This is a genomic window from Microbacterium sp. PI-1 (genome assembly GCF_004337555.1).
Classification (GTDB): Bacteria; Actinomycetota; Actinomycetes; order Actinomycetales; family Microbacteriaceae; genus Microbacterium; species Microbacterium aurugineum.
Window position 1 is genome coordinate 112,818 of sequence record NZ_SJYZ01000001.1, and the last position, 19,432, is coordinate 132,249.

Genomic DNA, 19,432 nt, shown 5'->3' on the forward strand with positions numbered 1-19,432 from the left:
CTCGGTGCAGGGTGCCGTGCTCGCTAGGCTGGACACCATGAAGATCGCCCGGTTCAGCCACGACGAAGCCATCATGTACGGGATCATCGACGAGCGCGAACTCGTCGTCCTCGCGGGGGATCCGATGTTCACCGGGTACGAGACGACCGGCGCTCGTGTGCCCCTCGCCGACGCCGCGCTGCTCGCTCCGGTGATCCCGCGGTCGAAGGTCGTCTGCGTCGGGAAGAACTATCACGATCACGCCGCCGAGATGGGGGGAGTGGCCCCGGAGGAACCGCTGCTGTTCCTGAAGCCGAACACGTCCGTGATCGGACCGGGTGATGCGATCGTGCGTCCCTCGCTCTCGGAGCGCACCGAGTATGAGGGTGAGCTCGTCGTGGTGATCGGGAAGATCGCGAAGAACGTGAAGGCCGAGAACGCGCTCGACTACGTGCTCGGCTACACGATCGGCAACGACGTGACCGCGCGGGACCTGCAGCGCAAGGACGGCCAGTGGTCGCGGGCCAAGGGATTCGACACCTTCTGCCCGCTGGGACCGGTGATCGAGACGGACTTCGATCCGGCCAACGCGACGATCGAGACGCGGGTGAACGGCGAGGTGCGCCAGCACGCCCCACTCACCGACATGATCCACTCGGTGCCGGCGATCATCGAGTACGCCTCCGCCGTCTTCACCCTTCTCCCCGGCGATGTGATCATGACGGGCACGCCGGCCGGGGTCGGCACGTTCGAGGCGGGTGACGTCGTCGAGGTCGAGATCTCCGGACTCGGCATCCTTCGCAACACCGCGCGCAACGCCGTTCCCGTGCCATGACGACCGTCGCCCTGACGGCGGCGCAGCAGACGGCGGTCCAGCGGCGAACCGTCCTGGTGCTGTCGCTCGGACAGGTCCTCGGCGGCATCGCATTCGGTGCGACGGTCTCCCTCGGCGCGCTCCTGGCCGCGGACATCTCGGGCAACGATGCGCTTTCCGGGCTGGCCACGGCTTCCGTGACGCTCGGAGCGGCCGCGTGCGCGATCCCGCTCGCCCGCCTCGCTGCGCACGTCGGACGGCGTCGGGCGCTCACCCTCGGCAACCTCTTCGCGCTCGTCGGTATCGCGGTCGTCATCGTCGCCGCCTCCCTGCGCGTCTTCCCTCTGCTTCTCGTCGGGATCCTGCTGATCGGGGCGGGCAACGCGGGGAACCTGCAGTCGCGGTTCGCCGCCACCGATCTCGCCGCACCGCAGCATCGTGGTCGCGACCTGTCGATCGTCGTCTGGTCGACGACCATCGGCGGTGTCGCCGGCCCGCTGTTGCTCGGACCGGGCGAGATCGTCGGGCAGGCGGTCGGGATGCCTCCGCAGACGGGCTCCTATCTGTTCTCGTTCGTGGCGCAGTGCGCGGCGCTCGTGCTCTACATCGTCGCGCTGCGGCCCGATCCTCTGCTGGCCGCTCAGCGTCTCGCGAAGTCGTCCGCCGCCGTCACGGGAACCGCGGTCGCGGACCGGCCTCGGGTCGCGCGCTACGCGATCTTCGCGATCGCGGGGTCTCACGTGGTCATGGCATCGGTCATGGCGATGACCCCCGTCCACCTGTCCCACATGGCGCATGGCGCCGGCGGGATGGCGCCGAGCCCGGCGGATGTCTCCGCGCTGGTCGGTATCACGATCGCGCTCCATGTCGGCGGCATGTACGCGCTGTCGCCCGTCTTCGGGGTGCTCGCCGACCGGTGGGGCCGGCTCCAGGTCGTCCTCCTCGGTCAGGCGCTCCTCGCGGGGGCGCTGGCTTTCGCGGTCTTCACGGGCACCGAGGCCTGGGGCGTGATGGTCGCCCTCATCCTGCTCGGTCTGGGGTGGAGCGCCGCGACGGTGGCCGGTGCCGCGCTCCTCACCGAGGCGTCCGCGCCTGAGCTCCGCACGCGCAGGCAGGGCCGCAGCGACTCGTTGATGAGCCTGTCCGCTGCGGCGGGTTCGGTGCTCGCGGGAGTGGTGCTGGCGAACTTCCAGTACGCGGGGCTCGGGGTCGCCGCCTTCGTGCTGGTCATCGCGATCGTGGCGCTGGCTCCGCTGGCTCGTTCCGGAGCACGGTGAAGGACTGGTCCGGCGTCGGCGACGCGTACTCGGCTTCCTACGCCGCGCTCTGCGCGGGCACCTTCTCGGCGATGCGGGAGGTGCTGGGCGAAGGGAACGGTCGCAGTCTGGTCGACGTCGGTGCGGGGGACGGCACGCTCGCAGCGAGGTGGGCGGCCGACGGATGGACGGTGACGACATGTGAGCCGGAACCCACCATGCGCGCGGCGTCCCGCCGGTTGCACCCTCGGATCGAGACGATCGACGGCGCCCTGCCCACACTGCCGTTCGCGGAGGGAGAGTTCGACGTGGCCATCGCGAACTTCGTGCTCAATCACGTCGACTCTCCGCGCTCTGCCGCCGCGGAATTGCGACGAGTCAGCAGGGGTGTCGTCGTGGCGACGGTCTGGACCCTCTCGCCTTCCTGGCTCTGGGCCGAGATCACCGAGCGTGCCGGGATCGCGCCGTTCGTCGGCGCACGGCTCTCGGACGCGGAGGACTTCGAGCGGACGTCTGACGGATTCGGGCGGATGCTGCACGAGGCGGGACTCCCGCACGTCGCGGTCACCGAGATCGACTGGATCTGGAACGCGGACCCGGATTCGCTCTGGCTCTCGGTCGACGGGGGAGTGGCCGGTGCGGGTGCTCTCTACGCCGGTCTCGACCAGGCCGAGCGGCAGCGCTTCCGAACCGCGTTCGACACCGTCGTGGAGGAGCGGAGCGTGCGCGGATCGCTGCCGCTGGAGCATCGTGCGGCGATCGCGGTGAGCGCCGGTCGCTGAGCGCCGCGACCCGCCGACGGCGCCCAGCGCTGTCCCCGTAGAATCGAATGGCTATGGCTACCCCTCATCCTCTCACCACGACTGTCAGTGGTGCCGACGTCCGCGTCCGCTTCTGCCCCTCGCCGACCGGTCTGCCGCATGTCGGCATGGTCCGCACGGCTCTCTACAACTGGGCCTATGCCCGTCACAACGGCGGGAAGATGGTGTTCCGCATCGAGGACACTGACGCCGCGCGTGACAGCGAGGAGAGCTTCCGCCAGCTGGTGGACGCGCTGACCTGGCTCAAGATCGACTGGGATGAGGGCGTCGAGGTCGGCGGTCCGCATGCGCCCTACCGGCAGTCGGAGCGTCACGACATCTATCGTGAGGTGATCGACAAGCTCATCGCCACGGGAGCCCTCTACGAGAGCTACTCCACGGCGGAGGAGATCGATGCGCGCAACGAGGCCGCCGGTCGCGCCAAGCAGCTCGGCTACGACAACTTCGACCGCGACCTCACCGATGCGCAGAAGGAGGCGTTCCGTGCCGAGGGCCGTCAGCCCGCTCTCCGCCTGCGTGTTCCGGATGAGGACCTCACGTACGTCGACCTGATCCGCGGTGAGGTCACCTTCCCCGCCGGTTCGTTCCCCGACTTCGTGGTGGTGCGTCCGAACGGCGTGCCGCTGTACACGTTCGTGAACCCGGTCGACGATGCGCTGATGGGCATCACCCACGTGCTGCGTGGCGAAGACCTCATGCCCTCGACCGCGCGCCAGCTCTCGCTGTACGCGGCACTGATCGATGCAGGTGTGACGACCTTCGTGCCGCGCTTCGCCCACATGCCGCTGGTGCTGGGGGAGACCGGCAACAAGAAGCTCTCCAAGCGCGACCCGCAGGCGGACCTGTTCCTGCACCGGGAGCGCGGGTTCATCCCCGAGGGGCTGCTCAACTATCTGGCTCTGCTCGGGTGGTCGATCGGTCCCGACCGCGACGTCTTCTCGCTCGATGAGTTCACCGCCGCGTTCGACATCACCGACGTGAACCCCAACCCGGCGCGCTTCGATCAGAAGAAGGCCGAGTCGATCAACGGCGATCACATCCGGATGCTGGGGGAGAAGGACTTCGCCGAGCGGACCGTGCCGTACCTCGCCGCCGCGGGTCTGTTCGATGAGCCCACGCATGAGCAGCTGGTGATGGCGTTCCGCGTCGCGCCCCTCGTGCAGGAGCGTGTGCAGCTGCTGGGTGAGGTGCCGGGGATGGTCGGCTTCCTCTTCACGGATGAGGTCTCGTATGCCGAGGACGCGCTCAAGGGCCTTCCGGCGAATGCGGCCGAGGTGCTCGACGCCTGCGTCACCGCGCTCGAACCGGTGACGGATTTCACGCCGGAGAAGATCCAAGAGGCCCTCGCCGCCGAGCTCGTCGAGAAGCTCGAGCTCAAGCCGCGCATCGCCTACGGCCCGCCGCGGGTGGCCATCACCGGCCGACGGGTCTCGCCACCGCTGTTCGAGTCGATGGAGCTGCTGGGCAAGGAGGAGTCCTTGCGACGCCTGCGGTCGCTCTCCACGTTCCTCGCGGGCTGAACCGCGACGCGCCCGGGCGGCGGCACAGGGCACCGGTTTTGGTGTTCCGCCGCCGCTCGGGTAGGCTTGATTCTCGGTGCGAGGCCCTGGTTTCGCCCTTGGGGTATGGTGTAATTGGCAACACGACGGTTTCTGGTTCCGTTATTCTTGGTTCGAGTCCAGGTACCCCAGCAAGATCAAAACCCCCGCTCAGACGGGGGTTTCTTCGTGTTCGGGCGATCGTGCGCAGCTGGCCGGTCGTCGCACGGCATCCCCCCGCGTCGCGTCCGAGGAAGACCGACGTCGCGACTAATGTGAATGTGTGACAGGAACACGAGCGGAATCGGCATACTCCCGCGCTGTCACCGCTTTCCGCACTCCGACCCTCGATCTGCTCCACGGTCGGTTCGCTCCCTTCGTCGTCGCCTCGCTTTCTCTGCTGTTCACGGCTGACCGGCCGTCGATCCCGATCGCGGATGCCCATGCCGAGCTCTCCGAGATCCTCGAGGAGCTGAGGGGCGCGGACGACGACGACGATGAGCGGCGGACACCGGCGGGGACTGGACGCGATGTCTCGAGGAATTGGGTGCGCCTGGGCTGGCTGGTCCAGCAGATCGATGACGACGTCGAGGTGTATCGGCTCTCCGCGCATGCGGTGGAGGCGCTGGAGATCGCGGGCCGGACGGGCGGTGGACGCACACGCGTCTCGAACTCCCGCGTGCGCACGCTCCTCGAGGCCGTGGAGCACTTGGCGGACAGCGCGGAGGCCGATCCGGAGCGACGACTCACGCGCCTTCGCGAGGAGCGGACGGCACTCGACGCGGAGATCGCCCGGATCGAGGAATCCGGCAAGGCGGATCCCCTCGATGATGAAGAGCTCTTCGAAGAGGCGGAGAACGTGCTGCATCTGGCTCGCGAACTCCCGGCGGACTTCACCCGCGTCGCCGAGTCCCTGAAGCTCATGCAGCGCGATGTCGTCGCCCACCTGCGTCGCGACGAGCGTCCGACGGGCGAGGTCCTCCGTGAGTATCTGCAGCGCGCGCAGGACGTCATGAACTCCACCCCCGAAGGGCGCGCGTTCGCCGGGGCGCTGCGGTTGATCGGTGACCCGGAGCGCATCGACGCGCTGTCCGAGCAACTCCACGGCCTGCTCCGGCAGCCGTTCGCACGCAAGCTCGACAGCAACCAGCGCGCCGATCTCGATGCCATCGGACGCCGGGTCGAACTCGGCGTCGAGGAGGTCTTGGCCGCGCAGCGCCGCGCATCGCACGTCATCACCGGGCAGGTGAAGACGCACGATCCGCTGCGGGACCGTCAGATCGACGACCTGCTCCGCGATGTGATCGCCGCCCTCCACGTCTGGGACGGCACGGGCGCGAGCGCAGCGCCGGTGCGCAGCCTCCCGCTCGTCGACCTCGGACACCTCCGGCAAACGGTGAGCAGCATTCGCCCTCCCGCCGCCCCCGCTCCCCTCACGGACGCCGTCGACGTCGAGTTCCTCGACGTCGACAGTCGCGCCTGGGGAGGCCCGAGATACACCGAACTCGAAGAACACGTCTCCGCTCTCGGCGAGGAGTTCGACCTCGCCGCGGCGTTCACGACAGCCGCGGACGACACGCGCCGCCCCGTCGACCTTCTCGGTCTGCTCGAGATCGCACACCGCAACGGCATGACCGAGAGCGACGAGGTGTCGGTGGTCGAAGCCCTGCGTCCGGACGGTTCGACACGACGTTTCGCGTTCGGTGCCGTCACGGCGCGCAACCCGAAGGAAGATGCACATGCCTGAACAGAGCCTCGCGACCGAGGCGCCGCTCGATGAGCCGTTCATCGCGCCGGTTCCGATGGAAGACGACATCGAGGAGCACTTCGCCGGTGATCGGGGAACGCTCGATCCGGAGATCCGACGAGTGCTCGTGCACATCCTTCAGCGCCGGTTCATCGCTGCGGAGCGCAACCGTCGGGAGTGGACCCTGCTGCTGGACCATCAGCAGGTGATCGAGTCGCGCTTGAACGACCTGTACCTCCGCCTGGTCATCGACCACGGCCGGGGGTTCGCGTACAAGCAGCAACTCCGCTCCGATGAGATCGACATGCCCGTTCTCCTCAAGGATGCGCCGTACACACGTGCGGAGACCCTGGTGCTCGTGCACCTGCGCACCGTCTATCAGCGGGAGTCCGCCGCCGGTGAGGCCTCCGTCCGTATCGACATCGAAGATCTCGAGCAGACGGTGCTGAGCTACTTCACGGATGTCGACGGAGGGACCGCCCGACAGCAGAAGGCGATTCGCAACGCGATGGATCGTCTCGACCGTGAGGGGATCATCCAGGAGGAGACGAGTGGTCGCTATCGGATCACGGCGCTCGTCGAAGTGGTGCTGAGCGCGGAGACGCTCAAGGAGCTCCGGGATTGGCTGCGGTCGCAGGAAGTGGTGCAACGATGACGATGGTCGACACGCTGTTCGGACTCATTCCCTCGGGGTCCCGAGGACAGCAGTGGGTGGCGGAGGAACTGCAGCTGATCAACTGGGGCGGCTATGACGGCGGCCCTCACCGCGTGCGTTTCTCCCCGGATGCGACCCTGCTCTGCGGCGGTTCGGGGTCGGGGAAGTCCACGCTGATGGACGCGTACATCGCGCTCATGATGCCGCACACGACACCGTTCAACGGCGCGTCCAACGGTGGCGTGACCGGGCGCCCCCGGGGCGAGGAGCAGCGGAACATCCTCTCCTACGGGCGCGGGAAGATCGACGAGTCCCGAACCGAGGACGGCACCAAACTGCGCGTGCTGCGTGGTGACGGTGAGGACACCTGGAGCGCGATCGCCACGACGTGGCTGGATCACGACGGGTCACGGTTCACCGCGGTGCGTGCGTGGTACATCCCGGCGGACGCGCGCACTCTGGAAGACACGACCCGGGTGCGGGCGACGGTCGGCGGCGCCTTCGACCTGGGACTGCTGGAGCAGGCGGCCGCGCAGCGCCTGTCCGATGCGGCGGTGCGTGGGACCGGGCTGGAGACGCTCGCCACCGACCGTGAGTTCTCGGCGCGGCTGCAGGCCGTGCTCGGGATCGGTGCCGCGGGCTCCGGCTCGAAGGCCATCAGCCTACTGGCGCGCATCCAGGCAGGACAGCAGATCACGACGGTCGACGATCTCTACAAGAAGCTCGTCCTGGAAGAGCCCGAGACCATGGCCACCGCAGACGCCGTCGTCGCGCACTTCGACGAGCTCGAGAGCACGCGCACCCGGATGCTGACCGCCAAGCAGCAGGTGAGCGCTCTCGAACCGATCCGGGCGATCAAGGATCGGATCGCCGCGGCTGCCGAGCGCGTCAGGGTGATCGACGAGGTCGGGGTGTTCACCGACCCGTCCTCGCTCGCCGCTCTGTGGAATGCGCAGCGACGTCTGGATCTGCTCCGCGAGGTGGAGGTCGAACTGGGTGACCGTGCGCGTGCCCTGAGCCTCGCCGTCCGCGAGAAGCGTGCGCTCGTCGACGCGGCCGATCTCGAGCGCGAAGGACTCCTCGATGTCCTCCGTCAGTCCGGCGGCGATCGCCTCGAGACCGCACAGCGCGAGCTCCGCGTCGCGGAACGCCGGCTCGAGGACGTCCGCCGGGAACGGGCGAAGTTCGACGCCATCGTCCGCGAGTTCGGCGCAGAGGTCGAAACCGCGGCGCAGTTCGACGCGTTCGTCTCCCAGGCTCGCGGTGCGTCGGCGAAGTCCGACAGCCGCGGGGCACGGGCTGCGTTCGCCGACGCGGAGACGACTCGGAGAGCCGCGGAGACGGAGATGCGCGGTGTTCGGGAGGAACGCGAGCGGACGAGCCGCGTGCGGGGCAGCATCCCGGCGCGTCTCGACGAGTCGCGGGCTCTGCTCGCCGAAGCGGTGGGTCTCTCCCCGTCGGAGCTCCCCTTCGTGGCGGAGCTCATCGAGCTGCGGACCGAGTTCGAGCCCTGGCGTGAGGCTTTCAACCTCGCTCTCGGCAGTTTCGCCCGGACGCTGCTGATCGATGCCGAGCACCTGGCGACGTTCCGCTCCGCCATCAACGCGGTCCGCACTCCCGAGCGCCTGAACTACGAAGGCGTGCACGTCGGACTGCCCGAGATGCGCCCGGCTGACCCGAAGTCGCTTCCCGCCCGGCTCGACTACCTGCCATCGCCCTTCACCGGCTGGTTGCAGCAGAGACTGCAGGAGCGCTACGGGTACGTCTGCGTGGATTCCCCCTCGCAGCTGAGCGAACACCAGAAGGCGCTCACGATCAGCGGTCAAGTATCTCAGGGAAGCCGCGGCGGTCACGGCGGTCAGGGCCGTGCCAATGTGCTCGGCTTCACCAACGAACGCCGGTTGCGGGAACTCGACGAGCAACTCCGCCGACTTGCCGAGCGATACGAGGACGCCGCCGCGGCGGCGCAGGAGGCCGAGGCCGCGCTCGACCGGATCGAGACGACCTCCACCGCGCTCGCGAAGATCGAGGACCTCACCTGGGAGCAGATCGATGTCGTCGCCGTGGAAGCGGAGAAGGAGCGCTGGCTCGCGGTCGAAGCCGAGGTGACGACGGCCAGTCCCGAGATCGCGCAGCTGAAGAGCCAGGCCGAGGAGTTGAGGGCCCGCGCGGGTCGCCTCCGCGACGACGAGGCGCGTCTGGGCAATGAGCTCGCCCAGACGCAGGAGCGGTGGGGGCAGGTGACCGATGACGTCGACACCTGCCAGACCGTGATCGATGCGGCAGCGTCGTCGGGGACCGTCTTGGAGGAGGGGCACGCGGCCTTCCTCGACGGGCGATTCCTGCATGCGGAGACCGGGGACACACCGACGGCGGCTCAGAGACTGTCGCATCTCGACACAGCGCTCCGGACCGCCGCGCAGCGCCTCCTCGAGGAGCGCCGCGAAGCCGCCGACGCTCACGAGCAGCAGCGGGAGAGCATGCGTCGACTCATGACCGGGTTCCTCGAACGCTGGGACAGTCTGACGATCCTCCCCGATCCGGATGCCTCGGTCGGCGAGTTCGAGAGCATCCTCGAAGCGCTCCAGACCAACGGGCTGCATGAGCTCGAAGCCGAGTGGCGCGACAGTCTCCTCAAGCTGTCCGGAAACGATCTGACGAGCCTCGACTCGACGCTCAGCCGCTCCCTCCGAGAGATCAAGGATCGGATCGATCCCATCAACAGGATCATGGAGGAGCTCCCGTTCTACGACGATGACCATCGGCTGCAGATCACCCCGCGGGAGAACCAGACGGAGGCGCGCAAGCGGTTCCGCAGGGAGCTCCGTGAGGTCCGCGGACTCATCGATGCGGCGTCGACGGATGCGGAGCGTGAGACCGTCTACCGCAAGATGAGCCGGCTGATCGCACGCATGCGTCGCACGGCCCCCGATTTCGCGGAGCTGATCGACGTGAGGAACCATGTGCGGGTGAGTGCGGAGAGAGTGGACGCCGCCACGCGTTCGCATGTCGCGCTCTACGACCACATCGGCGAGAAGTCCGGAGGGGAGTCGCAGGAGCTTGTCGCGTTCATCGTCGGCGCCGCTCTTCGGTACCAGCTCGGAGACGCGGGCGCGGCTCGACCGCGCTACGCCCCGGTCTTCATGGACGAGGCTCTGATCAAGGCCGATGCGCATTTCACGAAGCGCGCGATCGGTGCGTGGAGAGGTCTCGGCTTCCAGCTGGTGATCGGCGCCCCGAACGACAAGTACAGCGCGATCGAGCCTCACGTCGATGTCGAGTACGACATCCTCAAGGACACGCACGGGCGGTCGTGGGCGAAGGCGAAGGTGGGCCTGCCGGAGGACACCGAGAATCGGAACGCCTAGGCTCCAGACATGGCTTTGGAACCCCTCTTCCTCCGTCTCGATCGGATCGCGGGCGGCCGCCACGCCGGCGTCGCCATCAGCGAGGCCGACCGCACCCACCCCCGGACGGTGCGCGCCTTCGCGTGGATCCTCTGGCTTCTCGTCGTCGAGCTCGTGATCGGTGTCGGGGCGGTCGTCGTGGCGCTGGTGCTCGCGGTCGACGGAGAGCCCGTTTCATTCGCGGTGTGGATGCGGACGCTCGTGGTCCTCGCGATGACCGTCACGCTGTTCTACTTCGCGTGGCGAGCGCGGCGCGGGTGGCGCTGGGCGTATCAGCGCCTGCGTCTGTTCGCGCAGATCTTCCCGATCATCACGCTCGTGATGGCCGCCATCCCCGGCCTGTATCCGCTGTGGATGGTCTCCGAGCAGATCATCTTCAGCCTCATCATGATCGGTATCGCCGACTTCCTGACGAGCGACCACATGCGTCGTGCGTTCGCCGCACCTCCCTCCGACGACGAATAGCACGCACAGGGCCGCGACGCCACTCCCTATCGCCGGCCGTGACGAGGCGGCATCCTCGTCCGAGGCGAGAGGGTCGAGGAGGGAGAGCGGATGGCGAGACTGAACCGCGTGGTTCCGGGGGAGGACCCCGGGTTCCGCAGGCGGCGATCCGGATCGGGGTTCCGGTATGCGGGTCCCGGGGGAGAGACAGCCCCGGAAGCTGATCGGCAACGCATCGACGATCTGGTGATTCCGCCGGCCTGGCGCGACGTCTGGATCGCTGCGGATCCGTTGGCGCACATCCAAGCGGTCGGGGTCGACGAGGCGGGCCGCAAACAGTACCTCTACCACCCGCTGTGGCGCGTCAGCCGCGACCGCAAGAAGTTCGTCCGCGCTCTCGAACTCGCCGCTGCGCTTCCCGGTGCCAGAGCACGCGTGACACGGGCTCTCCGCGAGGACGGACAGACGAAGGAGCGCGCGCTGGCGATCGCCTTCCGCCTGCTCGACGATGCGGCACTCCGGATCGGCTCGGAGCGGTACCTGGTGCGTCACGGCAGCCGTGGTCTCACGACCCTGCGACGTCGTGACGTGCGCGTGGCCGGGAGCGAGGTGGCGTTGTCGTTCCCCGCCAAGAGCGGGCGCACCGCATCGATAGAGATCACCGATGAGGCGCTCGCGGACGCCCTGACCGATTTCGCCGCGGGGAAGTCCGGAGCCTTCCTGCTGGCCTATCGGCGCGGCCGCCGCCGTGTGCGCATCAGCCCGGCCGAAGTGAACGCGTATCTGCGCGAGGTCACCGGCTCCTCCTTCTCGGCGAAGGACTTCCGGACTCTGCACGGGACGATCATCGCCGCCGACGCCCTGGCCCGGATCGGTGAACTCGATCGTCGCAGCGAGCGCAAGCAGGCCGAGCGGCTCGCAGTGCAGGCCGCGGCGACCGCACTCGGCAACACCACCGCCGTCGCACGCGGCAGCTACATCGATCCGAGAGTGTTCACGCAGTATGCGCGGGGGCGCACCCTCGACATCTCCGTGTCGCCCGAGACGGCCATCCGCCGACTGCTGGGCGGACCGGCGACGTCGCGGAAGAGGACGCGGCGATCCGGATGACAGGATGGATACATGGATACAGCCAACCTCACCCGCGAGGAGACCGCAGCGCGATCCGCAGCGGTCACCGTGCACCGCATTCGCGTCGAGCTCGACCTGACCGGCGCCCCCGAGCGGGCTCGCACCGGGTTCCCGACGGTGACGACGCTCGAATTCGACGCGTCCACCGAAGCGACCTGGCTCGACTTCATCGGTGAGGCCGTCACCCGCGTCGTCCTGAACGGTGTCGAGCAGGAGGTCGTCTATGACGGCGCACGGATCTCCCTCGTCGGGCTCGGCCCGTCCAACGTCGTCCGGGTCGAAGCGGTCGGCGCCTACAGCCGTTCGGGCGAAGGACTGCACCGTTTCCACGATCCCGCCGACGACCAGACGTATCTGTACACGCAATACGAGCCCGCCGACTCGCGCCGGGTCATGGCGTGCTTCGAGCAGCCGGATATGAAGGCGTCCTACACCTTCGTGGTCGACGCGCCGTCCGGGTGGGAGGTGCTCTCGAACCAGTCACCGACGCACACGGACCTCGGCGTCGGCGTGCAGCGCGTCGAGTTCGCCCCGACTCTCCCGATCTCGAGCTACATCACCTCGGTCGCCGCCGGCCCCTATACCCGGGTGGACGGCGAGTGGCAGCGCGGCGAGGAACAGGTCGCCCTCGGAGTCTTCGCCCGCCGCTCCCTGGCCCCGTATCTCGAATCCGAGGAGATCCTCGAGGTGACCCGGCAGGGGCTGGACTTCTTCGCGGAAGCGTTCGCCTACCCGTATCCCTGGGGCAAGTACGACCAGATCTTCGTCCCCGAGTACAACCTCGGAGCGATGGAGAACCCGGGGCTCGTCACCTTCACCGAGGCATACCTGTCCCGAGGGGCAGCCACCGAGGCGCAGCGAGCCGCGCGTGCCAACACGATCCTCCACGAGATGGCCCACATGTGGTTCGGCGACCTCGTGACCATGACCTGGTGGGACGATCTGTGGCTCAAGGAGTCCTTCGCCGACTACATGGGCGCACACGCGTCCGCCGTCGCGACGCGTTTCCATGACGCGTGGGTCAAGTTCGCCGCGAGTCGCAAGGCGTGGGCCTACCAGCAGGATCAGTTGCCGACGACGCACCCGATCGTGGCGGATATCACCGATCTCGAAGCCGCGAAACTCAACTTCGACGGCATCACCTATGCCAAGGGTGCTGCGGTGCTGAAGCAGCTCGTCGCGTTCGTCGGGGACGAGGCGTTCTTCGAGGGCGCCCGTCGCTACTTCGCGGCGAACGCGTTCGGGAACACGACTCTGGACGACTTCCTCGTGCAACTCAGTGCCGTGTCCGGACGTGACATGAGCGACTGGTCAGCGTCATGGCTGCAGACCTCCGGCGTGTCGACGATCCGGCTGGAGAGCGACGACGACGAGCGCCGTTTCCTCGTGCAGACGGATCCCCGCCCGCACCGGCTCCGCATCGGGCTCTACGGGCGCGAAGATGGTCGCATCGTCCGGAAGGACCAGCAGGAACTCGATCTGCTCGGTGAACGGACCGAGGTGGAGCTCGATGACGCCGATCTGGTGCTGCTCAACGACGACGATCTCACCTATGCGAAGGCGCGACTGGACGAGGCGTCCCTGCGCACCGTCGAGGAGTCCCTCTCGTCGATCGAAGACCCGCTGGCCCGCGCCCTGGTGTGGTCGTCGCTGTGGAACGCCACCCGCGACGGCGAGCTCAGCGCGACGCGCTACCTCGCGATCGTGCGCACGCATGCTCCGGCGGAGTCGAACAGCGGACTCCTGTCCGGCGTCCTGGCCAATGCGGTCCACACGATCCGGCACTTCGTCGCACCCGCCCGGCGCGACGACGAGCAGCGCACCTGGACCGACTCCGTGTGGAATGCGCTTCAGGCCGCGGACGTCGGGAGCGACGCGCAGCTCTCGTGGGCGCGGGCTCTGGCGACGGCCTCCGCGTTCGACGATGTGCACAGCGAACGGGTGCGCGCACTGCTCGACGGGGACGTGCCCGAGGGTCTCGTCGTCGATCCTGACCTGCGCTGGCAGCTCCTCACGGCACTCGTCGCGACGGGGCATGCCGACCTCGCAGACATCGCGGCCGAGGAGGAACGCGACGACACGGGGAGTGGGCGCACGGCGGCGCGGCGCGCACGTGCCTCGCGCCCGGAAACCGCCGTGCGACGCGGCGCGTGGGAGTCGGCGTGGAATGACGAATCGCTCAGCAACGACCACTTGGATGCCGAGATCGACGGCTTCCGCGCCGGGGGACGCCGAGACCTCATCGCGAGCTTCGATGAGGAGTATTTCCGCCGTATCGGTGCGGCATGGAGCGGACGCAGCATCGAGATCGCTCGAAGGCTGGTCCTCGGGTTCTTCCCTGCGGGCGACACCCTCGGCCCCGTCGACGCCTGGCTTTCGGACAACGAGGCCGCCCCGGCCGCACTTCGTCGCCTGGTCGTCGAGCAGCGGGATCACCTGCAACGCGACCTCCGGGTACGCGCCGCACAGGACGCGTCCGCCGAGGGCTAAGCCGGGGCGACCTGCATGCCCATGACCGTACGTACGATCCACGGGTGGGCGCGGTCGTCGTCGATGTGCGTCATGCCGAGGTTCTCGGCGACCCCGCGCGACGCGGTGTTGGCGGGGTGGATGATCGCCGTCAGCAGGGTGGGGGCGAGTTCGCGGGCGACGAGTTCGACGCATGCCCTCGCGGCTTCCGTCGCGTAGCCCCGGCGCTGACTCGCGCGACGGACGTGATAGCCGACCTCCAGCACCGGAGCATCGTTCGCGGACTGCCAGGTCAGACCGCAGTCCCCGATGAACTCACCGTCGTGCGTCTCGATCACCCAGAGCCCATGCCCGTGTTCCCGGTAGCGCTCCTGCATCCGCGCGATCCATTCGGCGCTCTCCGCGCGCGTCTTCACGGCCGGGTAGAAGGCCATGACCTCCGGATCGCCGAGCATCTCGGCGATCTGATCGAGGTCGTCTTCCCTCATCTCGCGGAAGCGCAGGCGGGCGGTCGGCGAGGGGAGGAGTCGGCGTGCTGCGCCGGTCACAGGTCGAGGGTGTCGCCGGGCTCCAGCACGAAGAACTCGCCGTCGCCCTGCTCGGTGGCCCATTGCAGGCGCTGCCGGTGCATGTTCTTGCCGATGACCGACAGCGTCATGTCGTGGGTGCCGAAGGCGCGGCGTGGCGCGACGGCGAGCACGTAGTCCATCGCTTCGCCGATCTTCAACCAGGGCGCTCCGAGCGGCGCGGCGAGAGTGCCCACCGAGATGCCTTCGGGAACGGCGTAGGAGTCGCCGGGGTAGTAGAGCTCGTCGTTGACGAGGACGCCGACGTTTTCCACGGTGGGGAGAGATGAGTGGATGACCTCGTGCGTGCCGCCGAAGAAACGCAGAGTGAAACCGCCGACCTCGACGGTGTCACCGGGGGAGACCACGGTGATGTCGTAGCCCTCTGCCGCGCGCGCGACGCCGGCGGGCGCGAAGATCGGGGTGCCGGGCGCCATGCGCAGCAGACGGTCGAAGTGCTCAGGGGTCCAGTGGTCGGGATGCTCGTGCGTGATCACGATCCCGACGAGATCGTTGAGATCGTTCACGGGTGCCGTGAAGGACCCCGGATCGATCAGGAGGGTCCTGTCGTTCGCATCGAGACGGAGAGCAGCATGTTCGAACTTGGTGACGCGCATGAGATGAGTCAACTCCTTCGTCTGCTCCACGGCAAACGGATTTCGCGCGCCACGCCCGGGGGTCACGAGGAGGCGGCCTCGATTTTGCGGACGGAGAAACGCCGTGGCATACTTGAACGGTTGTCGCGCGACGGAAACGTTTCGCCAGACGGCCCCATCGTATAGCGGCCTAGTACGCTGCCCTCTCACGGCGGTAACGCGGGTTCGAATCCCGCTGGGGTCACACAACACGAGAAAGCCTCCGGTTCGCCGGAGGCTTTCTCGCGTTTCAGAGGCCGTCATTCCGCCGGGGCCGAGCGAAGCGCCATCGTGCGGAAGGTCCTGTTGCTCAGCGGCAGGATCATCAGCGCCATCATCGCGCCGCCGAACAGGGTGAACGGCACCCACAGGCTCGTGAGTGAGGCGAGCGCGCCGAACCCCGCCATCGCCAACGGCATCAGGCAGTCGTCTCCCAATCGGGTCAGCGACCCCATCCGGCCGAGATAGGCGGTGTCGACGGTGGCTGAGAAGGTCGCGCTCAGCAAGACTGAGGCGTATCCGGCTGTCGCTCCGATCACGAAGGCGGCCGTCGCCACTGTCCAGGCCGGCCCGAACCCGAGGGCGACGATCCCTGCCCCTTGGACCACCAGGGCCCAGAAGCCACCGCGCGCTTCGTGGCGGGGTCGCCACTTCGCGACCGAGACGGCTCCGATCGCCGCGCCCAGACCGAGGAGGGCTTCGAAGAGGCCGACCGCCTGCGCGCCCCAGCCTTCGGCGTGTGCGCGCAACGCGAGGCCGATCCCGACAGCGGGCCCCACGGCGAGGTTCAGACCCGACAGCGCGATCACGAGGGTGCGCGTGGTCGGATTCGCGGAGAGGTGCGCGAATCCTCGCGCGATGCCGCGCAGCGCCGACTCCTTCTCGGCCCGGGCGAGCCGGAACCGCGGTCGCAACCAGATCGCGATGAAGGCGGCGACGAGCGCGAACGTCAGCGCATTCAGCGAAGCGCTGCCGACGAGGCCGGCGTGCGCCACGATGATCCCGCCGATCGCCGCGCCACCCATGGTGCCGAGTCGTGACGCAGTCTGCGCGGCCGCCCCGTACGACGGTAGATCCGTCGGTCGGACCAGCTGTCGCGCGATGGTGCCCGCCGACGGCTCGTAGAACGCGTCGCACACCCCGAACGCGATCGCGGCGAACAGCAGGATCGCCACGGATGGGGGCGTTGTGAGGACCCACACGGCCACGGTGACGAGCACGCCCACGCGGAGGATGGTGAAGAAGAGCATGATCCGCCGCGCATCGGCACGGTCGGCGATAACGCCGCCGAACAGCAGGATCGCCGCCCGGGGGATGGTCCCGGCTGCGACGATCAGGCCGGCGACGGCCGGCGACGCGATCTGCACGGCTGTCCAGGCGAGTGCGATCGTCCAGAGTGCATCCCCCGCGTCGGAGAGGGCCTTGACGCCGATCCATGCGTGCACGCGGTGGTCGCGTCGGAACTCCGGGGGAGTGAGGAGCACCGTCGGCTCGCTGAGGGTGGCCATCACGGCACCGTCGGGAAGGCGTGGGCGAACACGAAGATGGGCGTGCGCGACTGGTCGTCCGCGAGATCGATGCCGTCCTGCCACTCGCGGATCGTCGCCAGGAGTCGAGCGGAAAGATCTCGCAACTCATCGGGAGAAGCCCAGGTCGTGGTCTCGGTGTTGGAGCCGTCATACCCGACGTAGGCAGGATCGTGTCGGTGCCTGTGCCACTGCTGGAGTCGCTCGATCTGCATCCGGATGCCCTGGCGCTGCGCCTCTCGAGCGAGAAGGGCGTCGGAGGGGGAGTCCGCGTAGTCGTCGGTCGACCAGGTCAACCCTCTCCGTGCGACAGCCCACCAGCTGGTGCGCTTGTCACCGTCCGGGTCGGGAACGCGCTCGACGACCCCCGCTCGCTCGAGCATGCGCAGGTGGTGGCTGATGCTGCCGACCTGGCTCTCGAGTGCGCGGGCGAGCGTCGTCACCTGAGACGTCCCGTACAGGAGGAGGTAGTCGTAGATGCGGCGGCGCAACGGATGGTGCACGGCGGTGATCACGGAGATGTCTTCCACGGGAGAAGACGCTAATCCCGCCCGTGCAGACGCACAAGCCTTCTTGTATACCCCGGAAAATCAGGCTTCGTCGGCGTCCGTACGGTCTCCGGTTGTCGCGTGCGAGGCGCGACGGGCCCGGCGCGACCGGCGGACCAGCCACACGATCAGGATGACGACTCCGGCGATCGCCAGCCACGGGAGGATGAATCCGACCGCGACCACGAGCGCGTTCAGCGAGACCACGAGGCCGTTCCATCCGGCGAGCAGGCCGTCGCTGAATCCAGCGGGGTCAGCAGTGGTGGGAGAGTTCTCCCGGGTCAGCTGCACCTGCAGGGATGACATCGCCACCTGGTCCTGCAGTGCCTCGAGCTGCTGCTCGTACGACTCGAGCTGCGCTTGCCGATCGGTCAGCGCGACTTCCGCCTCGATCAACTCGGACACGCTGCCCGACTGCGACATCAACTCGGTGAGACGATCGACCGATGCTCTGGTCGAGTCGATCCGCGCCTGCAGATCGATGGAGATCGAGGTCACATCCTGCTTCGACGTCGACGAGGAGAGGACGTCCCCGACGTCGCCGAGCGCGGCGATCACCTCCGGCAGGTCATCGGACGGCACTCGGACGCTGATCCACCCGTACGCGGAGTCGGCCGGCGCCGGCTCGGAGGTGCCGTCCATCGCGGCCGCCTTGCCGATCTCCGTGCTCTCCACGTATCCGCCGTGGTCGGCGGCGAGTGCGGCGATGGTCGTCGCGGCTTCGGGAATGCTCGGTACCTGAACCGTGGCCTGTGCGGTGGCGATGATCTCCCGATCGCCGTCGACAGCGCCATCGACGGCACCTTCGACGGCGCCGCCCGCATCAGTGGTCCCTTCGGCGAGCATCTCCGGAACACTCTCGGCCATGCGGTCGGGCGAGGAGGAGGAAGCGTCGGTGGCGGCATCCCCGGACATGCTCCATCCACCCGCGGTGACCGAAGTGGAGCCGCCGACCGCGCCGAGGATCGGGGGAGTCACGAGCACGCCGATGACGAAGGCTGCGGCGATGCCGCCGCCTGTCAGCCAGCGCCGTCGTCGCGTGCGTGCGCGGGCCGCAGCCAGGTTCACCGGCGCACGCTCGGCGGCGATCTCGGCGAACACCGACTCCTCGATGCGGGCGATGGTCTCGTCCGACACGACCGGCAGCTCGCCGTGGGGGTTCTGATCGTTCATGCGTCTCTCGCTTCCTGGACGGTACCGCGCAGTCGGGTGCGCACGCGGGAGAGACGGTTTCGGACGACGGCGTGGGTGATGCCCAACTCTTCGGCGGCTGCGTGGTAGGCGTAGCCCTCGGACGCGCAGAGTCGGAAGATCTCCCGGTCGAGCTCGTTCAGGGTGCCCACCTCGGCGGCGATCCGTGCGGCGAGCTCAGCCGTGATGACCTGCTCCTCCACGCTGATCGTGTCCGGCAACAGCGTCGCATCCACGGCTTCGGCGGTGTGCGCCTGATCGCGTCGCTGCTGGCGGAGCCGGTTCGCGGCCTGGAACCGGCAGATCGTCGCCAACCACGGCAGGATCGATTCGCCCTGGAGGTCGAGGGCGGGGAGCTTCCGCCAGGCGACGACGAACGTCTCCTGCGTGACATCCTCCGCATCGGCGGCCGATGCGAGTATCCCTCGGGCGATCCAGTAGACCGGCCGGACATGCGCGCGGTACAGCTCGCGGAAGGCGCTCTCGTCGCCTGCCGCGGCCTGGGCCGCCCATTTCTGATCACTCGTCTGCACGGGCATCCTGATTCCGTTCGGTGTCTCTCACCCGGGAAGTGTCGACGGAGTCCTCATCGTCTCAGATCCTGTTCCGTCGATGTCCGCCGCGTGGGCGGTTCCCCACGCTCCCAGCACTCCGGTAGCATGGCCCGAGCGAGAGGGAGTATCCCGGATCCGCGCGTAACGTCAT

The 19,432-nt window shown here is 68.2% G+C and carries 16 protein-coding genes and 2 tRNA genes; 12 read left to right on the plus strand and 6 right to left on the minus strand.

All coding sequences use genetic code 11. The annotated features are described in order from the left end of the window. The first annotated feature begins 37 nt into the window (after window positions 1-37). From E0W80_RS00525 to pepN, 11 genes are all read left to right on the plus strand, one after another. Complete coding sequence (locus E0W80_RS00525; RefSeq protein WP_047523926.1) at window positions 38-814, plus strand: fumarylacetoacetate hydrolase family protein; 777 nt, start codon at window positions 38-40, stop codon at window positions 812-814. Next, complete coding sequence (locus E0W80_RS00530; protein WP_131490904.1) at window positions 811-2,070, plus strand: MFS transporter; 1,260 nt, start codon at window positions 811-813, stop codon at window positions 2,068-2,070. Before E0W80_RS00525 ends, E0W80_RS00530 begins: the two co-directional genes overlap by 4 nt. Next, window positions 2,067-2,831: a class I SAM-dependent methyltransferase gene (locus E0W80_RS00535; protein ID WP_131490905.1), complete on the plus strand. Its 765-nt coding sequence runs from the start codon at window positions 2,067-2,069 to the stop codon at window positions 2,829-2,831. Before E0W80_RS00530 ends, E0W80_RS00535 begins: the two co-directional genes overlap by 4 nt. A 53-nt stretch (window positions 2,832-2,884) precedes the next feature. Further along, window positions 2,885-4,390, plus strand: a complete 1,506-nt coding sequence (gltX, locus tag E0W80_RS00540; RefSeq protein ID WP_131490906.1) for a glutamate--tRNA ligase — start codon at window positions 2,885-2,887, stop codon at window positions 4,388-4,390. Window positions 4,391-4,489: 99 nt separating this feature from the next. After that, window positions 4,490-4,561 (plus strand) — tRNA-Gln (locus E0W80_RS00545). Between the two features lie 130 nt (window positions 4,562-4,691). Next, window positions 4,692-6,155: a DUF3375 domain-containing protein gene (locus E0W80_RS00550; RefSeq protein ID WP_131490907.1), complete on the plus strand. Its 1,464-nt coding sequence runs from the start codon at window positions 4,692-4,694 to the stop codon at window positions 6,153-6,155. Beyond that, on the plus strand, window positions 6,148-6,810 hold the full coding sequence (locus tag E0W80_RS00555) for a DUF4194 domain-containing protein (RefSeq protein WP_047523930.1): 663 nt from the start codon (window positions 6,148-6,150) through the stop codon (window positions 6,808-6,810). The genes E0W80_RS00550 and E0W80_RS00555 overlap by 8 nt, the downstream gene beginning before the upstream one ends. Next, window positions 6,807-10,178, plus strand: a complete 3,372-nt coding sequence (locus E0W80_RS00560; RefSeq protein WP_131490908.1) for an SbcC/MukB-like Walker B domain-containing protein — start codon at window positions 6,807-6,809, stop codon at window positions 10,176-10,178. Before E0W80_RS00555 ends, E0W80_RS00560 begins: the two co-directional genes overlap by 4 nt. 9 nt (window positions 10,179-10,187) lie before the next feature. Continuing rightward, window positions 10,188-10,682, plus strand: a complete 495-nt coding sequence (locus E0W80_RS00565; protein WP_047523932.1) for a hypothetical protein — start codon at window positions 10,188-10,190, stop codon at window positions 10,680-10,682. A 90-nt stretch (window positions 10,683-10,772) separates the two neighbouring features. Continuing rightward, window positions 10,773-11,771, plus strand: coding sequence for a DNA topoisomerase IB (locus E0W80_RS00570; RefSeq protein WP_131490909.1), 999 nt, complete (start codon window positions 10,773-10,775; stop codon window positions 11,769-11,771). Between the two features lie 12 nt (window positions 11,772-11,783). Continuing rightward, the gene (pepN, locus tag E0W80_RS00575; RefSeq protein WP_131490910.1) at window positions 11,784-14,282 is read left to right on the plus strand and encodes an aminopeptidase N; all 2,499 of its coding nucleotides are present in this window, start codon (window positions 11,784-11,786) and stop codon (window positions 14,280-14,282) included. Here the strand turns inward: pepN and E0W80_RS00580 are convergent. Together E0W80_RS00580 and E0W80_RS00585 are read right to left on the minus strand one after the other, a co-directional pair. Further along, on the minus strand, window positions 14,279-14,809 hold the full coding sequence (locus tag E0W80_RS00580) for a GNAT family N-acetyltransferase (protein ID WP_227991616.1): 531 nt from the start codon (window positions 14,807-14,809) through the stop codon (window positions 14,279-14,281). The genes pepN and E0W80_RS00580 overlap by 4 nt on opposite strands. Continuing rightward, complete coding sequence (locus E0W80_RS00585) at window positions 14,806-15,444, minus strand: MBL fold metallo-hydrolase (RefSeq protein ID WP_131490912.1); 639 nt, start codon at window positions 15,442-15,444, stop codon at window positions 14,806-14,808. Before E0W80_RS00585 ends, E0W80_RS00580 begins: the two co-directional genes overlap by 4 nt. 150 nt (window positions 15,445-15,594) lie before the next feature. Here E0W80_RS00585 and E0W80_RS00590 point away from each other — a divergent pair. After that, window positions 15,595-15,667 (plus strand) — tRNA-Glu (locus tag E0W80_RS00590). 55 nt (window positions 15,668-15,722) lie between these two features. Here E0W80_RS00590 and E0W80_RS00595 read toward each other — a convergent pair. The 4 genes from E0W80_RS00595 to E0W80_RS00610 are packed head-to-tail and all read right to left on the minus strand — an operon-like array spanning window position 15,723 to window position 19,266. Further along, the gene (locus tag E0W80_RS00595; protein WP_131490913.1) at window positions 15,723-16,970 is read right to left on the minus strand and encodes an MFS transporter; all 1,248 of its coding nucleotides are present in this window, start codon (window positions 16,968-16,970) and stop codon (window positions 15,723-15,725) included. Next, on the minus strand, window positions 16,970-17,518 hold the full coding sequence (locus tag E0W80_RS00600; RefSeq protein ID WP_047523937.1) for a helix-turn-helix domain-containing protein: 549 nt from the start codon (window positions 17,516-17,518) through the stop codon (window positions 16,970-16,972). The genes E0W80_RS00595 and E0W80_RS00600 overlap by 1 nt, the downstream gene beginning before the upstream one ends. Before the next feature lie 60 nt (window positions 17,519-17,578). Beyond that, a complete protein-coding gene (locus E0W80_RS00605; protein WP_131490914.1) occupies window positions 17,579-18,709 on the minus strand; it encodes a DUF4349 domain-containing protein in 1,131 nt (376 codons plus the stop codon). Then, window positions 18,706-19,266, minus strand: a complete 561-nt coding sequence (locus E0W80_RS00610; RefSeq protein WP_047523939.1) for a sigma-70 family RNA polymerase sigma factor — start codon at window positions 19,264-19,266, stop codon at window positions 18,706-18,708. Before E0W80_RS00610 ends, E0W80_RS00605 begins: the two co-directional genes overlap by 4 nt. Between the last annotated feature and the right edge of the window lie 166 nt (window positions 19,267-19,432).

What these genes read in the sequence shown, in the direction of transcription:
- E0W80_RS00525 (WP_047523926.1), top strand. Translation starts at nt 38, where the DNA reads ATGAAGATCGCCCGGTTCAGCCACGACGAAGCCATCATGTACGGGATC.
- E0W80_RS00530 (WP_131490904.1), top strand. Translation starts at nt 811, where the DNA reads ATGACGACCGTCGCCCTGACGGCGGCGCAGCAGACGGCGGTCCAGCGG.
- gltX (WP_131490906.1), top strand. Translation starts at nt 2,885, where the DNA reads ATGGCTACCCCTCATCCTCTCACCACGACTGTCAGTGGTGCCGACGTC.
- E0W80_RS00555 (WP_047523930.1), top strand. Translation starts at nt 6,148, where the DNA reads ATGCCTGAACAGAGCCTCGCGACCGAGGCGCCGCTCGATGAGCCGTTC.
- E0W80_RS00560 (WP_131490908.1), top strand. Translation starts at nt 6,807, where the DNA reads ATGACGATGGTCGACACGCTGTTCGGACTCATTCCCTCGGGGTCCCGA.
- E0W80_RS00565 (WP_047523932.1), top strand. Translation starts at nt 10,188, where the DNA reads ATGGCTTTGGAACCCCTCTTCCTCCGTCTCGATCGGATCGCGGGCGGC.
- E0W80_RS00570 (WP_131490909.1), top strand. Translation starts at nt 10,773, where the DNA reads ATGGCGAGACTGAACCGCGTGGTTCCGGGGGAGGACCCCGGGTTCCGC.
- pepN (WP_131490910.1), top strand. Translation starts at nt 11,784, where the DNA reads ATGGATACAGCCAACCTCACCCGCGAGGAGACCGCAGCGCGATCCGCA.
- E0W80_RS00585 (WP_131490912.1), bottom strand. Translation starts at nt 15,444, where the DNA reads ATGCGCGTCACCAAGTTCGAACATGCTGCTCTCCGTCTCGATGCGAAC.
- E0W80_RS00595 (WP_131490913.1), bottom strand. Translation starts at nt 16,970, where the DNA reads ATGGCCACCCTCAGCGAGCCGACGGTGCTCCTCACTCCCCCGGAGTTC.
- E0W80_RS00605 (WP_131490914.1), bottom strand. Translation starts at nt 18,709, where the DNA reads ATGAACGATCAGAACCCCCACGGCGAGCTGCCGGTCGTGTCGGACGAG.
- E0W80_RS00610 (WP_047523939.1), bottom strand. Translation starts at nt 19,266, where the DNA reads ATGCCCGTGCAGACGAGTGATCAGAAATGGGCGGCCCAGGCCGCGGCA.